The 16,131-nt window shown below is 28.7% G+C and carries 16 protein-coding genes; 9 read left to right on the top strand and 7 right to left on the bottom strand.

What is annotated here, in order from left to right; genetic code table 11:
• Positions 1-16 precede the first annotated feature (16 nt).
• The gene (asnS, locus tag FVE74_RS04570; RefSeq protein ID WP_147003430.1) at positions 17-1,405 is read right to left on the bottom strand and encodes an asparagine--tRNA ligase; all 1,389 of its coding nucleotides are present in this window, start codon (positions 1,403-1,405) and stop codon (positions 17-19) included.
• A gap of 378 nt (positions 1,406-1,783) precedes the next feature.
• Here asnS and FVE74_RS04565 point away from each other — a divergent pair, with 378 nt between their 5' ends.
• The 7 genes from FVE74_RS04565 to FVE74_RS04540 all read left to right on the top strand — a co-directional run bounded on the left by FVE74_RS04565 (position 1,784) and on the right by FVE74_RS04540 (position 8,000).
• Positions 1,784-3,436 (top strand): OPT/YSL family transporter, encoded by a 1,653-nt coding sequence (locus tag FVE74_RS04565; protein ID WP_147003429.1) that lies wholly within the window; start codon positions 1,784-1,786, stop codon positions 3,434-3,436.
• Positions 3,437-3,511: 75 nt separating this feature from the next.
• Positions 3,512-4,312: a type III pantothenate kinase gene (locus FVE74_RS04560; RefSeq protein ID WP_147003428.1), complete on the top strand. Its 801-nt coding sequence runs from the start codon at positions 3,512-3,514 to the stop codon at positions 4,310-4,312.
• Positions 4,313-4,346: 34 nt separating this feature from the next.
• Complete coding sequence (locus FVE74_RS04555) at positions 4,347-5,216, top strand: esterase/lipase family protein (protein WP_420028884.1); 870 nt, start codon at positions 4,347-4,349, stop codon at positions 5,214-5,216.
• Positions 5,216-6,049, top strand: coding sequence for a phospholipase D-like domain-containing protein (locus tag FVE74_RS04550; protein WP_147003426.1), 834 nt, complete (start codon positions 5,216-5,218; stop codon positions 6,047-6,049). Before FVE74_RS04555 ends, FVE74_RS04550 begins: the two co-directional genes overlap by 1 nt.
• Positions 6,050-6,086: 37 nt before the next feature.
• Positions 6,087-6,215, top strand: coding sequence for a hypothetical protein (locus FVE74_RS12120; protein WP_269473158.1), 129 nt, complete (start codon positions 6,087-6,089; stop codon positions 6,213-6,215).
• Positions 6,216-6,235: 20 nt separating this feature from the next.
• A complete protein-coding gene (locus FVE74_RS04545; protein ID WP_147003425.1) occupies positions 6,236-6,580 on the top strand; it encodes a hypothetical protein in 345 nt (114 codons plus the stop codon).
• Between the two features lie 223 nt (positions 6,581-6,803).
• Complete coding sequence (locus tag FVE74_RS04540; protein ID WP_147003424.1) at positions 6,804-8,000, top strand: tetratricopeptide repeat protein; 1,197 nt, start codon at positions 6,804-6,806, stop codon at positions 7,998-8,000.
• A 152-nt stretch (positions 8,001-8,152) separates the two neighbouring features.
• Here the strand turns inward: FVE74_RS04540 and FVE74_RS04535 are convergent, their stop codons facing one another.
• From FVE74_RS04535 to FVE74_RS04510, 6 genes are all read right to left on the bottom strand, one after another.
• The gene (locus FVE74_RS04535) at positions 8,153-8,884 is read right to left on the bottom strand and encodes an OmpA family protein (protein WP_147003423.1); all 732 of its coding nucleotides are present in this window, start codon (positions 8,882-8,884) and stop codon (positions 8,153-8,155) included.
• A 24-nt stretch (positions 8,885-8,908) separates the two neighbouring features.
• Positions 8,909-9,610 (bottom strand): hypothetical protein, encoded by a 702-nt coding sequence (locus FVE74_RS04530; protein ID WP_147003422.1) that lies wholly within the window; start codon positions 9,608-9,610, stop codon positions 8,909-8,911.
• A gap of 42 nt (positions 9,611-9,652) precedes the next feature.
• Positions 9,653-9,925 carry a type II toxin-antitoxin system YafQ family toxin gene (locus tag FVE74_RS04525; RefSeq protein ID WP_197735163.1) on the bottom strand — a complete coding sequence of 91 codons (273 nt, stop codon included), beginning with the start codon at positions 9,923-9,925 and terminating at the stop codon, positions 9,653-9,655.
• Positions 9,918-10,193, bottom strand: coding sequence for a type II toxin-antitoxin system RelB/DinJ family antitoxin (locus FVE74_RS04520; RefSeq protein WP_147003420.1), 276 nt, complete (start codon positions 10,191-10,193; stop codon positions 9,918-9,920). Before FVE74_RS04520 ends, FVE74_RS04525 begins: the two co-directional genes overlap by 8 nt.
• 106 nt (positions 10,194-10,299) lie before the next feature.
• Complete coding sequence (pepF, locus tag FVE74_RS04515; RefSeq protein ID WP_147003419.1) at positions 10,300-12,129, bottom strand: oligoendopeptidase F; 1,830 nt, start codon at positions 12,127-12,129, stop codon at positions 10,300-10,302.
• A 209-nt stretch (positions 12,130-12,338) separates the two neighbouring features.
• The gene (locus FVE74_RS04510; protein ID WP_147003418.1) at positions 12,339-14,039 is read right to left on the bottom strand and encodes an AAA family ATPase; all 1,701 of its coding nucleotides are present in this window, start codon (positions 14,037-14,039) and stop codon (positions 12,339-12,341) included.
• 167 nt (positions 14,040-14,206) lie between these two features.
• Here FVE74_RS04510 and argH point away from each other — a divergent pair, with 167 nt between their 5' ends.
• Positions 14,207-15,586: an argininosuccinate lyase gene (argH, locus tag FVE74_RS04505; RefSeq protein WP_147003417.1), complete on the top strand. Its 1,380-nt coding sequence runs from the start codon at positions 14,207-14,209 to the stop codon at positions 15,584-15,586.
• A 34-nt stretch (positions 15,587-15,620) separates the two neighbouring features.
• On the top strand, positions 15,621-16,094 hold the full coding sequence (locus FVE74_RS04500; RefSeq protein WP_147003416.1) for a GNAT family N-acetyltransferase: 474 nt from the start codon (positions 15,621-15,623) through the stop codon (positions 16,092-16,094).
• Positions 16,095-16,131: the final 37 nt, after the last annotated feature.

Raw genomic sequence — 16,131 nt, 5'->3', positions numbered from 1 at the left:
TGTTCCTCCTAAACAATTAGAACTCTAAATTTTTAGTTGTTCTTGGGAACGGAATTACATCTCTAATATTTGTCATCCCTGTAATATACATAAGCATTCTGTCAAATCCAAGTCCGAATCCTGAATGTGGCACACTTCCATATTTTCTTAAGTCTAAGTACCACCAGTAGTCTTCCTCTTTCAATCCCATTTCACGAATTTTTCCTAAAAGAACATCGTAGTCATCTTCCCTTTGGCTTCCTCCAACAATTTCCCCAATTCCAGGCGCCAATAAATCAACCGCTCTTACAGTTTTACCATCTTTATTTAATTTCATATAAAACGCTTTAATATCTTTAGGATAATCAGTTACAAACACTGGTTTTTTGAAATGTTCTTCAGCTAAATATCTTTCATGCTCAGTTTGTAAATCAATTCCCCATTCAACTTCATATTCAAAATCTTTTTTCGCATTTTTCAAAATTTCAATAGCTTCAGTATAAGTAATTCTATCAAATTTATTATTTACTAATGTATCAAGTCTATTAAATAAATCCTTATCTACAAATTTATTGAAAAATTCCATTTCTTCCTTAGCATTTTCTCTCACATAATTTACAATATATTTTATCATTTCTTCAATAATATCCATATTTACATCCAAATCAGCAAATGCAATTTCAGGCTCCATCATCCAAAATTCTGCCGCATGTTTTGGAGTATTAGACTTTTCAGCCCTGAATGTAGGCCCAAAAGTATAAGTATTTTTAAATGCTGTTGCAAATGTTTCAACATTTAACTGGCCACTTACTGTAAGATTTGCTTCTTTCCCAAAGAAATCCTGCTTAAAGTCAATGCTTCCATTTTCAGTTCTTGGAACATTATTTATATCAAGCGTCGTAAGTCTAAACATTTCTCCAGCACCTTCCGCATCACTTCCAGTAATTATCGGAGTTTGCACATACACAAAGTTCTTTTCCTGAAAGAATTTATGAATTGCATAAGACAAGATTGAACGTACTCTGAATGTTGCAAAAAATGCATTAGTTCTAGGACGTAAATGTGCAATCGTTCTCAAAAACTCAAATGTATGTCTTTTATTTTGCAATGGATAATCTGAATCAGCCTTTTGGTAAACAGAAATTTTTGTTGCCTTAATTTCATAATCTTGCCCTTTCCCCAACGATTCTACCACAATTCCTGTAACTTTAACAGAAGTTGAAATTGTAAGTTTAGAAATTTCTTCAAAATTTTCCAATGCTTCATCAAACACAACTTGAATCCCAGTAAAAAAAGTTCCATCATTTAACTCAATAAATCCAAAATTCTTTTGACTTCTAATTTTTTTTACCCATCCGTTAATTTCAATTTCTTTTCCCAAATACTCTTTTGTATTTTTCTGAAGTTCTCTTAATTCTAATAACATATATTCTATTCTCCTCTTCCAAAAATTATTTTATTTTTATTCAATTTTTTGTTTATACTCATATTTTCACATTATACCACAATTTTTTATATATTTTAATAATAAATTCAAAAATTTATTGTAATTTCCAATAAATCTAATACTAAATAATATTATAAATTAATTATATTTCTAAAATTTCATTGACAAATACCCTCTAAATGAAGTAAAATTTTAATAATAAAGCTAAACCCCTTTTGAAAGAATAGAAATTGCAACTTATTTTTTTGACAGATAAGCCTTACCCCTTGTATAGCAGAATTTATAGCAAATCTATTATTTTAATTGGAAATAGTATAAATATAGCTTCATACAAAAATAAAATTAGGAGGAAACTTAATGGCAAAAACAAGAAAAATAGTATCAAAGACTGGCAAAAGTGAAACAAATGTGACTTTTCCAGCGATTTTAACAGGAATTATCGGAGCAGTTCTAGTATCTTCAAGCTCTTTTTACATCGCACTAAAATTTGGAGCATTACCGTGGCCGACTATAATGGTTACGCTCTTATCTATGATGACGTTAAATTTATTTAAAAAAGCGAATAACAAGGAAATTACAATTTCACATACTATTATGAGCGCTGGATCAATGGTAGCTGGAGGAGTTGCCTTTACAATGCCTGCCTATATTATTCTAGGTGGAAAATTAACGGATATTAATCAGTATCAGCTGCTTTTAACTATTTTGGGCGGAAGTGTTGCAGGAGCATTCTTATCGTACATTTTTCGTGCAAAATTGATTGAAGAGGAAAAATTGGAATTTCCAATTGGAGAAGCTGCCTATAATCTTGTAGATTCAGGAAAAAGTGTGAAAAACATCAGATATGTTGCTTTCGGAACATTATTTAGCTCAATTATTGCTTTTTTTCGTGACTTCAGCTTTACAAAGGGAAAAGCGCCTGTAATTCCAACAGTAATTACACTAAAAAATGGGCTTTTCAGTATTTATCTATCGCCACTTCTGGTTGGAATGGGATATGTGCTTGGATTTGTAAATACATTTGTCTGGTTTTTAGGCGGAGCAATTGTTCTTTTCATTGGAGAGCCGCTTGCAAAAATGTTTAAAATTGCTGATTTTCCTATTATGAAAAACAGTTTTGGAATGGGATTTATGATTGGGATTGGAATTGCTATAGTTTTAAAAATTATTTTTGCAAATAAAATGAAAAAGGATACAGAAAATAAAAGCATTGTAGCAAAATTACTTGTTTTATCGGTTATTTCCATAATTGTTATAACTTTTATTTATAAATTACCAATTTTTCTTTCATTAGTTTTAGTACTGATTTCAATTTTATGTACAATAATCGCTGGATATTCAACTGGAAAAACTGGAGTCAACCCAATGGAAATTTACGCTATAATCACAATTTTACTAATTTCATTTTTAAATAAAATGCTAAATGGCTTAAACATTGGCGGAATAAAATTTTATACAAATTTAAATACTTTAATATTATTTATGCTAGCCTGCATTATAACAGTTGCTTGCGGACTTGCAGGCGATATTCTGAACGACTTTAAATCAGGATACAAAATGAAAGTAAAACCGTCAGAACAGCTTTTTGGAGAACTAATCGGTGCAATCGTAAGTTCATTTGTAATAACATTTTTATTTTTCGTATTTTTCAAAGTCTACAAAGTAATCGGACCTGTTGAAAATACCGAATTAATTGCATTACAGGCTTCCATCGTAGCGACAGTAATAAATGGAATCCCGTTTTTAGGAATTTTCTTTATGGGCCTTGCAGCTGGACTAATTTTAAGCCTTTTAAATTTACCAGTCTTAACTTTTGGAATTGGAATTTATGTTCCATTTTACTTGACTTCAACAGTATTTTTAGGAGGGCTTGTAAGTTTTATAGGAAATAAGGTTTCAAAGAATTCCCATTCAAAACTGCTTTTAATATCAAATGGACTAATGAGCGGAGAAGCAATTGTGGGAGTTATTTTATCTATTATGGCCTACATTGGATTATTTATGAAGTAAAATTACTATAAATTAAATGAAATTGTTAAAAAATAAAGAAATTAAAAATAGTTTTTTATAGAAAGGAAAAAAATTATGATTTTAGGATTTGATATTGGAAATACACATATTGTACCAATTTTTTATAATGAAGTTGGAAATATTTTAGCAACATTCAGAATACCGACACATTTGGAGTTTACCGAAGATACTCTTTTTGTAATGTTAAACGAATTTGCAAAAAGCAAAAATCTGGAAATTTCAAATATAAAAAATATTATAGTTTCATCGGTTGTTCCAAACATTAATGAAAACTTTATAAGGCTTGGAAAAAAATATTTTGAAATTGATCCAACTTTTGTAACGCTTGACAATGTAGAAAATAAGATAAAAGAAATAAAAATCTTGCCAAATATGGAACGTGGGCTTGGAGCAGACAGAATTGTCGATATTTTGGCGGCAAAAAAACTTTATCCAGAAAAGGAGCTTTTAATAATTGACTTTGGAACAGCCACAACCTTTGACATGATAAAGGATTCAACTTATATGGGCGGCTGCATTATTCCAGGAATTGCACTTTCGATAAATGCCCTGTTTAGTAATACTGCCGCTTTGCCTAAAATCGAATTTACAGAGCCTGAAACTGTTCTGGGAATAAATACAGTTTCTCAAATTAATGCTGGCATCTTTTATGGAAATGTTGGCTCAATAAAAGAACTAATTCTGCAATATAAAAAGTTTTTCCCAAATGCTTATGTTATCGCAACTGGCGGGCAAGGAGAAAAAATTTCAGAATATATTAAACAAATTGATGAATATGTTCCAAAACTTGGAGAAATGGGGATTTTTGAATTTTATCGACTTAATTTTTTAAAGGAAAATAGTGACGGAATATGATGAAAAGGAATAACCGTAAAAAATGAAAGAAATAATGAAAGATATATTAATTGGTTCAACATTTAAGACAGCCGAAATTATTATAGCAAAAAATATCATAGCAAAACTTCTCTATCACGAATATAAAGTTAAAATCTATTATAAAAAGAATGATGATTCTCGGAAAAATCAGGATTTTTTGGTGCTTCTTCATGGTATTTATGGAAAAAGTTCAGATATGGAAAGCATCGCTCAAAATTTTAAGGACAATTACAGGATTATTAATATTCAGTATCCCACAACAAAAGAAACTGCTGAGGAAATTTCTGATCTTTATATAGAGCCAAATATTGAAAATATTAAAGAGCAGATTTTCTCAGAAAATTTTCATAAAAAAATAGGAAATCAATATTATGAAATAGCTGAAAACAGTAATAAAATAAACAAAAATTTTAATCAAAATATAAAAATTAATTTTGTGGCACATTCGATGGGAACTGGAATCCTTCGGTATTATTTAAAGGAAAATCCACTTGAAAATCTAGGAAAAGTCGTATTTATTTCTCCACCATCACACGGAAGTCATCTGGCAGACGTTCCTTTTGTCGATAAACTCCCGTCTATGCTTGGAAAAGTCGTTCCACAATTTAGCACAAAAAAAGACAGTTTTGTAAATCAGCTTGGCGAGCCTGATTACGACTATATGATTTTAATTGGAAATAAAACAAATAATCCGCTGTATTCGATGATAATTCGTGGAAAAGACGACGGGATGGTGCCTCTAAAAACTGCAAAAATGAAATCTGATAATTTCAAAATTATTGAAAATACGACTCACACCAGTATTCTAAAGGATAAACGAACGATGAAGGAAATTTCTGAATTTTTCAAAAGTTCAGATCTAAATAAAGAGAAGGAAAAATAATGAAAAAAACTACAACAAAACGAACAAATAATTCAACAAAAAAAACTGTAAAAACAAAAACTGAAAGAAAAAAAAGCATCCCAAAATTTGAACAATCTTTCTTAGAAGGAATTTCCTGTGATATTTATGTTGGGAAAAAGGCTGGAATTAGTGTTAGAAATGCAATACGGAAAGCTAAAAAATCAATTACGGTAATTTCTCCCTTTTTAAGCGGGGATATGATAACTGAAGATATTTTTGAGGCATTAAACAAAGATGTTCAAGTAAACATTATTTCAAAAGATAATGAAAGAATTTATCCCTTCTTAAAAAAGAATTTATATAGCCAAAATCCTATTTTAGGTTCTGAAAAATGGTTGTTTCTTTTGGGAAAATCCCTATTAATATTTTTTTATATTATTTTATCCATCGCAGCGTTAGAAATCTTTACATCCTTTATTTTCGATGTTTCCTTTACAAAAAATATACTCCCAATTTCCAAAAATAATTTTTTAGCACTTACCATCATTTTTGGAATATTAACCCTTTTTTTAAGAAAACTAACAATAAACCACGAATTTTACTACTCAAAACGAGATAATTTCAATGTACATATTCTTGAAAAAAGTTACAATCTTCATAGTAAAATCTACATAATCGACAGCAAAATTGCCTTTTTAGGCTCTTTAAACTTTACTACTACAGGCTTTCTCTTTAATCACGAAACTTGTATAAAAATAACCGATAAATCTGTAATCAGACATTTAAATAATGTTTATAAGGATTTGATAAAAACTTCCAAGCCTATTCTATTAGGAGAATTGAAAAAAAGAATAAATCAAAAATACAAATAATATTTTATTTTTTAAATGACAAGGGGATTTTACCCCCTTGTTAAGTAAATTTCCAACAAATCTAATATCTAGGGTGTATAATAGACAAAATCCAGAAATAGAAAGTGCCTTTTCAGGAAGTCTGTTTTCGCCTTCAGATAGAGATTTCATAAGAAGTGTGGTATAGGAGGAGTATTATACACTGAATTGCAAACAGGGGTAGGAGCAAAAACATTTGCTCTTGCTGAGTCTACAAAATCTTTATTTGAAAATTCTGATGAAGGCATAATGCTAATTAAAAAAGCAAAAAGTATAGCAGGGGAACCAGGAATACAGATGTATGGTTTTGCTAAAGAAATGGTAGAAAGTATAGAAACTGCTGGCTTTATAAGTAAAGGAATCTTTGAAGCGGATATGTTTTTGAAAAATAAAAGACTTGATAAAAAAATTATTCAAAATAATATAAAATTAAAAAATTTAGAAAGAATTGAAAATAAGACATTTAAAGATGCTATAGTTCAAATTGAAAAATATAAAACAAATAAAAAATAATGATGAATTAAGTAATAAAAAATTTAAAAATTTTACATTTATTTCAGATAGAGTTTAAGATATTGAAAAAAAATAAATAACGATCCTAAAAATAGTGTAAAAAAAATAGTTATAAAAGAAATAAAAACTAGTATTCCTTCAGACTGGCTAAGCTACCGTTCACAGATAGAATATTCAAAACAACCATTTTTAACAGATATAGAAATAAGAGGAGTTAAATAAAATGTTTAAAAAAATAATAATACTGATAATATTATCATTAGCAACAATAAGTTGTGAAAAACCTGAACCCCAAGAAAAAACTTATACAATAGTATTAAATAAAGAAGAATACGAAAAAAGAGTTGCTGAAATAGAAAATGAAATTAATAATAAAAACTATAAAAAAGCTGAAGAAATGCTACTGGAAATAGCCAAATATAATAAAGCGGCATATGTAAAAATAGCGACTATGTACTATGAGGCAGGAAAAACAGATGAAAGTGAAAAATGGTTTAAAATAGCATACGATGAAGGTAATAAAGAAGTAGCAGGAAATCTAGGAGAATTTTATTATGAAAAAAAAGAATATGAAGAAGCTGAACAATATTACAGAGAATACATTAAATTAGGAAATTTAGAAGGATATAGGAATTTAGGATATATGCTTGAAGAATTAGGGAAAACAGAGGAAGCAATAAAACTTTATACAGAAGGAGCTAAGGTAAAGAATACAGATTCGATATATTCTTTAGTAAGAATATATTATTTAAAAAATGATATGCAAAATATGAATTATTGGAAGAATAGATTATTAAATGATACTGAAGTTACTAATCTTAACTCTAATATGGAGAAATATTTGAATTATTTGAATGGAAATGAAAATGAAAGAAAAATAGCAGATTTGTATATAAAATCAGCACAAAATATGATAATGAAAAATTTTTCTGAAGCTGAAAAGGAACAAAAGAAAATGGTAGAATATTCTCAAGATGAATTAGTAACTTTGGCACGATTTTATGATGTATTTGGCGATAAAGCTGTTGGGAAAAAATTATTTAAAGAAGCGTATGATAAAGGATTGAAAGACGCTATTTATTACATGGGAGTTATCGAATTTGAGGAAGGGAATATTGAAAAAGCGAGGGAATATTTTAAAGAATCAGCAATAAAGGAAAATAGGGCTGAGGCACAGATAGAATATGCGGATAAATTAAAGGAGGAAGGAAATATTGAAGAAGCTGTTAAATGGTATAAAAAGGCTGCTGAACAAAAGGAAGCGGGAGCATTAATAGAGTTATGTTCTTATTATCTGGATAAACGTGATGTTGAAAAAGCTAATGAAATGGTAAGAAGACTAAAAACAACGAAGGGATTAAAAAATTATACTTTAGAGTACAAAAAATTTGCACATGAATACAAGGAAATGAAAGAATAAATAAATTTTTTAAAATCATAAATTATAAAAATAAGGATGGGAATAATGAAAATAAATAATTATATCTACACTGATTCAGAAATAATAAAAAATAATGAAGATATATTGAATACAAATGAAAATACAGGATATTAGAGAGTGTCCAGATAACACTATTCATCTTTTAACTGATTCAATAATTTTTCAATATCAATTTTCTTAACTTTCCCAGTTTTTAACAAAATTTCAACACGACAGTTATTGTATCTTCCAATTTCTGTATCATTCGTATCAATTGGATTTTCAGATCCTTTTCCGATCATTTTAGTAATTTTTATATCTTTTCTCAATCCATTTTGTTTCAGAAATTCTGCCATTTTTTCAGCTCTCAATAAAGATAATTTATTTTTATTATTCTCAGTTTTATCAGCATATCCAACAATTTCAAATTCTTCATTTTCAAAAAAGATATTTAAAATATATTCTATTTCTTTTCTAATTTCCTGTTTTTCTGTTTCAGTTACTTCTTCTTTATCAACAGGAAATCCGCTTATTACCATTTTTTCTATTTTTTCATCTTCCTCTACAAATCTAATCGTTGTCCAATTTTCACATATCGCTCCATCAGGACACAATTTTGGAAGTTTATTTGCTATCTCCAAATTTTTCTTAGCAATTTCAGAACCATTTTTTATCGCCAATCTATAATATTCTTTCGCCTTAGGAATATTACGAGAATTTTTATCTTTTGCATATAAATTCCCCAAATTATTAATCGCCTTTTTATCTCCATTTTTTATTTTTTCTTCCAATTGCTCTACTTTTTGAAAAAACTCGTTATACGGTGTATTTGAAAATAAATTAAATTCTAAAATTATTGTGAAAAGTAAAATTATTTTTTTCATTTAAATTTATCCTTTCTTAATAGATTAAAAATTCAACGGCTCTATTTTCATTATCTTTCCCCATTCATTCAATTCGAGAGGCTTTTCTTTGGAGTTTTTAAAAAAGTTGTAGATATATTTATGTTGGTCTTCTGTTAAAAATACTAATTTCCCGTCATTTCCACCTGATATTAAATAAATTTTTTCATTTATTCCTTTTTTTTCAAGTTCTTTATTTACAGCATGGGCTATTCTCATAGGAGCTTCTCCCCATCCACTTTTTTTAAAATTTTTAAAAATTTCATACTCTGTGCCATTAATTTTAATTTTAGTGCTTAAACCTTTTTCGTCATCCCATTCTTCTGAAAAACTGCCAATTTTTATTTTAACTCCAAATTTTTCAAATGAAGGTTGTAGATCATTTATCAAATCTGGTATTCCATCCCCTTCAAAAACTGTTTCCCCATCACAAAAATAAAATCTATAATCTTTTGCTACATTTGTATTTTCATCCCATAACGTAGTTAATGTTCCTTCACTTCCATATTTTCTTATAATCTCTAACATTTCTTTCTTTAAAGAAGGAGCATCTTCTTTTTTAGCATACTTAAAATATCCTAATTCATCGAGTTTATTAACAAACTCTTCAGCTGTATGTTCTGAATTTGATTTTGCCTTTATTTTGTATAATTTAACAACTATTATAATTAAAATTATAATAATTAAAACAAAAAATATTTTTTTCATAAAAAATCTACTCCTTCATAATATCAAAAACTCAGAACCATACTAAAACAGTTCTGAGTGTGAACCTAAACGAGATAATGATAAGACTAAAATATCATCATAATATTTATATATTAATAACCAATCAGGTTCAATATGGCATTCTCTAAATCCTTTGTAATTACTGATTAATGCATGATCTTTATATTTAATGTCTAATACTTTCTTTTCAGCTAAAATATCAACGATTTTAAATAATTTATTAATATTTTTTCCTTGCTTTTTGGCTAATTTCAATTCTTTCTTGAATTGTCTTGTAAATTTAATTTTATACACCAAGTGCCTCTCTCAACTCCTCTATGCTGTCATATCCCTTTACACTGTCATCTCTTGCAATTCTATCAGCTTCTCTCATTGCTTCTAAAGTCACTTCATTTGGCTCTTCTTCCAATTTCAATTCAAAAGGAATTCTATTTTCTCTAATTGCAGTTTTTAAGAACATATTTACTGCAGTTGTCATTGTCAAGCCAAATTTGTTAAATAATTCGTTCGCTTTTTCTTTTGTTTCTTTATCAACTCTAATACTTAAATTTGTATTTGCCATAACAAATACCTCCTTTTTTATTCATTATACCATTTTTAATTACATTGTCAATACAACGTTATACAAAAAAATAAATATTTTCTTTTCTATAAATTTCATTATTTTTCTACAACTTTCCAATCTCTGCTTCCAATTTATCCAACAGCAAGTCAAACTGCCTTGCCACAGCCTCGATCGTTTCAATCTTCGACAAGTCAACTCCTGCCTTTTTAAGCTGTTCCATTGGAAAGTCATTTCCTCCTGAACTCAATAACTGAATATACTTGTCAAGCGTTTCTTTTCTTTTGCTTTCATCACTTGAATTTATCATTTTTTCATATAAAATCGCTGATGAGGCAAAGCAAGTTGCGTATTGATACACGTAAAATGGCGAGTTGAAAAAGTGTGGAACTCTTGCCCAGAAAATATAGATTAAATCATCTTTTTCAATTATGTCGCCGTAATATTTGTCAAACAAGTCTTCCATAATTTTGCTCAAAACTTCCGCTGTAATCGGCTCTCCAGCTTCTGCCAGCTTGTGTGCCTGATATTCATAATCTGCTAGCAATGCCTGAAAATAGAATGTTCCAACAATATTTCCAATTTCCTGCTCCAATAGTGCAATTCTTTCTTTTGGATCATTGGTATTTTCCAGCATATAGTCAAGCAGTAGTCTTTCATTAAATGTAGAAGCCACTTCCGCTACGAAAATTGTGTAGTCTGCCATCGAGAAAGGCTGATTTTCATCTGAATAAAGAGTGTGCAAGGTATGTCCCAGTTCGTGTGCCAATGTAAATACGCTGTCTAAAGTCTTGTTATAATTCAGAAGCATATATGGGTGAACTCCGTAAACTCCTGCAGAATAAGCTCCTGTTCTTTTCCCTTTTGCCTCAAATACATCCAGCCAGCCTTCTGAAATCGCTTTTTTCATTTTTTCTACATAATCTTTTCCAAGCGGAGCAACTGAATTTAACACTATTTCCTTCGCATCATCATACTCGTATTCCTTGTCAAATTCTATTAGGTTAATTGAGCCGTCAAAATTATAATATTTTTTAAGTCCTAAAATTTTCTTTCTCAATTTTAAATATCTTTGCAACGGTTTTGTATTATTTTTCGCCGTATTGACAAGATTTAAGTAAATTTCTTCTGGAATATTGTCACTCTCCAGATGGCTTAACAAAAATGAATCATAATTGTAGGCCTTCTTTGAAGCAATTCCTTTTTGCAAAATTGAATTATAAATTGCAGCAATTGTATTTTTTTTCTTTTCATAAATTGTATAAAATGTCTGAAACATTGTTTTTCTATCTTCCTGATTTCTATTTGTAGACAAAATTTTAGAATAATTGGCAGGCGTTACATCCACTTTTTCTCCAGAACTAAGCGTAACTTGAGGCCATTCCACATCAGTAACCGTAACTTCCGAATAAATGCTTCTTGGTGCTGAAAAAAATGAGCTGTAGTACGATAGCAATTTGCTTTCCTTTTCCTCCAGAATATGCTTTTGCAATCTAAATAAATTTTTTAGCCCAAATCTATAATCATCAAATTCTTTTTTTTCAATCCATTTTTCAATATTCTCACGATTATCAACCAGTTCCGAATTTACCCAAGACAATTCAGTAGAAATCTCCGCAAACAAAAACTGAACTTTTTGCAAATGCTCTACAGCTTCCTTGTCTGATGAATTTAAATCTCTTGCAAGCTGTGGATATCTATACAATTTATATGAAATTTTATCCATCTCCTCCTGTTTTTGAAAAAATTCCAGCAATTTGCCTTCATTCCCAAATTGCCCTTTAAATTTAGCCAATTCTCCTTTCAATTCTCCAACTTTCTCAAAATCCTTTTCCCAAGCCGAATAATTTTCATAAATATCCGATAAATTCCATTTATATTCTTGCCCTATATTGTCTCTTTTAAATTCTTTCTTTTCCATCTTATTTTTTTCCATTTCATTCTTCCTTTCAAAAAATTAATACAAACATAGTATACCTTTTTTCCAAAAATTTTAAAAGATATTTCCCCAAATTTATTCTATTTTATTTTTTTATTTCTATTAGACCTGTCCGATAACCTAACTTTTACTATTTAATTAGAAATCAAGATTCCTTACTTCAGAATATTTGTTTTATCAAATTCTAACGAATAATTCTAATAAATTCATTCTCTTCTAAATTTTATCTCAAATTCTTTTCCTAAAAATGCAATCCCAATTTTCAACATTCTCTCGATCCCAGCATTTTTCAAAATAGAGCCATATTCTTTCTCATCAATTTGATTCAATGCAATTTCACATTCATTTTCAAGTTTTGCTTTAATTTTATCTTTGTCTAATTTTTTTGCCATATTTAAAGCTTTTAATTCGATAATAATTCCTTCTTTTCCTTTCAAAATATTTTTAGGCTTCAAAAGCAAATCATATCGTCCTTTTCCAGCAAAACCATTCGATACGATTTCATACTCATTTTTCAACATTAAAACTAATCCAAGCATAAGTCCGTGATAAAATTGCTCTTTATAATTTCCATTAACATCAAAAACTCCAGCATTTTCTATCAAAACTTTATTCAACTCTAATTTAAATTTATCAATATCTCCTTTTTTTAATGCATTAGTCAAAGACCAAAAATTTTCATAATTTTCAAAATATATTTCAATAAACATTTCAGAGAACATTTTTAAGATTTCTTCATTTGGAATTTTCAAATATGTTTCTTCTTTATTTTCCTCGTATTCTTCTGCCAAAGTTAAATATCCACTATGAAAAAACAAATTCCAAATATTCTTTTCAAAATTAGCTTCCAAATTTCCAAAAGTCATATTATCATTAATTCGTTTGAAAATACTTTCCTTATTTAAAAGTTTTGAAAAATCTTCAAAAATTTCATTTTTTAATTTTTGTAAATACAACTTTATAAGTCCATTTCCACTTGTATTCACCCAATAGGGCTTCAATTTTCCTCTTTTTAAAAAATTAATAATCGACCAAGGATTATAAACTTTTCTGTTGCCAAATAAATAACCATTATACCACTTTTGAACATCATCCAATTCATATTCCAGCTCAAAATCTTTAAGAGAATTCTCCACTTCATTTTCCATAACTCCAAAATATTCTGTAAATTCACTATCCAAAATTGTGTGAACTTCTAAATTATTCAATCCTGAAAAAATATTCTCTTTTGCAACTCTTAATATCCCCGTCATAACTCCCATCTCTAAGTATTCATTATCTTTTAAAACTAATCCATAAAAACTTTTAAAAAAACTGATAGCTTTGTCATAATAACCTTTTACATAAGAATCTATTATTGGCTGATCATATTCATCTATTAGCACTACAACTTTTTTCCCATAATATTCATATAAATATTTTGACAAATTGATAAGCGATGCCTCCCATTCTACTGAATCTAATCCCCTTCGCACAGAATTAAATTCTTCTATTTCAATATCATCCATTTTTTCAGTCAAAAATTTATATTCAGCATATACTCTTTTTAATATTCCCTTAATAGTTTTAAGCCCATCATCCCAATTTTCTTCACCATAATTTCTAAATGAAATAGAAATTACTGGATAATTCCCTTGTTTTTCAAAATATTCACTTTTAGAAATTTCTAAATTTTCAAATAGCTTTTTATTTTCATCTTTATTTTTAACATTAAAAAAATATTTTAACATCGAAATATTCAATGTCTTCCCAAATCTTCTTGGACGAGTAAATAATTTAACTTTAGAACCATCTTCCAAAATATTTTCTATAAATTTTGTCTTATCAAAATAATAGTAATTATTTTCAATGACATCCTTGAAATCAGATATTCCAACTGGTAATTTTACTTTCTTATTACTTCTCATATTTGATTTCCTCCCTTTTTTCTTTATACAATTATATCATATCTGTATAATAAAACAAAAATTTATATTTTTTAATTATTTAAATTTATTTTTTTATACTTTTAAATATTCTTCTTTTTTGTTATAATATTAGTAAAAATAACACTTTGGAAAGGAAAAAATAAAATATGAAAAAAATGTGGGAAGGACGGTTTCATAAGGAAACTAATAAATTATTAGAAAAATTTAATGCATCTATTACTTTTGACAAAAGAATGTATGAAGAAGATATTACTGGGAGCATTGCACATAGCAGAATGCTTGCTAAGCAAGGGATTATTGCAGAAGGTGAGCAAAAAGAAATTGAAAATGGGCTGCTTCAGATAAAAGAAGAAATTAAAAATGGAAAATTTGAATTTAAGATTGAAGATGAAGATATTCACATGTCAATTGAAAAGAGATTGACTCAAATTATTGGGGCTGTGGCTGGAAAACTGCATACTGCCAGAAGCCGTAATGACCAAGTGGCTCTTGATGTACGTATGTATGTGCGAAAAGAAGCACGAGAAATTTCAAAATTGCTTGTGAAAATGGAAAATGTACTATTAGAACTTGCTGAAAAATATAAAAATGTTATTATTCCAGGATATACGCATTTACAAAGGGCTCAGCCTATTTTGTTCTCTCATCACTTGATGGCTTATTTTCAAATGTTTAAAAGGGATATTTCACGAATTGAAGACTTTTTAGAAAGAAGTGATGAAATGCCACTTGGAGCAGGAGCTCTGGCTGGAACTACTTTTGACTTAGACAGACATTTTGTTGCAAAGGAGCTTGGATTTTCAAAGCCAACTGAAAATAGCTTAGATTCTGTAAGCGACAGAGATTTTATAATTGAACTTGCGATGATTATTTCTGTGATTTCAATGCATTTATCAAGATTTTCAGAAGAAATTATTATTTGGTGCACTTCTGAATTTTCATTTATAAATCTTGATGATGCCTTTGCAACTGGATCTTCGATTATGCCACAAAAAAAGAATCCTGACATTGCTGAACTTGTAAGAGGAAAAACAGGCAGAATTTATGGAAATCTTATGGGAATTTTAACTACAATGAAGGCACTTCCGCTAGCCTACAATAAAGATATGCAAGAAGACAAGGAAGGAATTTTTGATTCTATTGACAATATTAAATTATCAATTGAAATTTTTTACTTAATGCTTAACACTGTTACTGTAAATGACGAGAAGATTTACACTTCTATAAAATCTGGTTTTCTAAATGCAACAGATGTAGCCGATTATTTGGCAAAACACGATGTTCCATTTAGACAGGCTCATAAAATTGTTGGAGAAATTGTATCCTACTGTGAAGATAAGAAAATTGCAATTGATGATATGAAACTTGAAGAATTTTATAAATTTTCAGATGTCTTCAAAGATGACATCCTTTCTGAAATCACAATCGAAAATTGTGTAAACAAAAGAAATTCTTTCGGTGGAACTTCAATAAAAAATGTTGAAATGCAAATTGAAAATGGGAAAAAATTTCTACAAGCTCTTTAAATTTAAAAACACATAGAAGGGAAATTTTATTACAATGAAAGAAATTAGATCAGCACAAGAAAAAGATATTCCTAAAATTGAAAACCTGCTAGAACAAATTTTATTAGTTCATCACAAAGACCGTCCAGATATTTTCAAGGCAACTGGCAAAAAATATAATGCTCAGGAACTTACACAAATGTTAAATGATCCTAGCAGACCGATATTTGTAGCAACAGATGAAAATGATAATGTAATCGGCTATGTTTTCTGTATTTTTAAACAGAAAATAAATCATAGTGTATTAACTAATGTAAAAACATTATTTATAGATGACCTTTGTGTTGATAAAAGTGCACGTGGTCAAAATATCGGGAAAAAACTTTATGATTTTGCATTGAACTTTGCAAAAAAGGAAGGATGTTATAATTTAACATTGGATGCTTGGGCTGATAATACTGGGGCTGTTCGATTTTATGAAAGATTGGGAATGAAAATTCAGAAATATGTTTTTGAAGAGATTTTATAATTTTATTTATTCAATATCAAAATATCTTGAATTTATG

This window comes from Leptotrichia wadei, from assembly GCF_007990445.1.
GTDB lineage: Bacteria > Fusobacteriota > Fusobacteriia > Fusobacteriales > Leptotrichiaceae > Leptotrichia > Leptotrichia wadei_A.
This window is presented reverse-complemented; position numbering and strand designations above follow the sequence as displayed.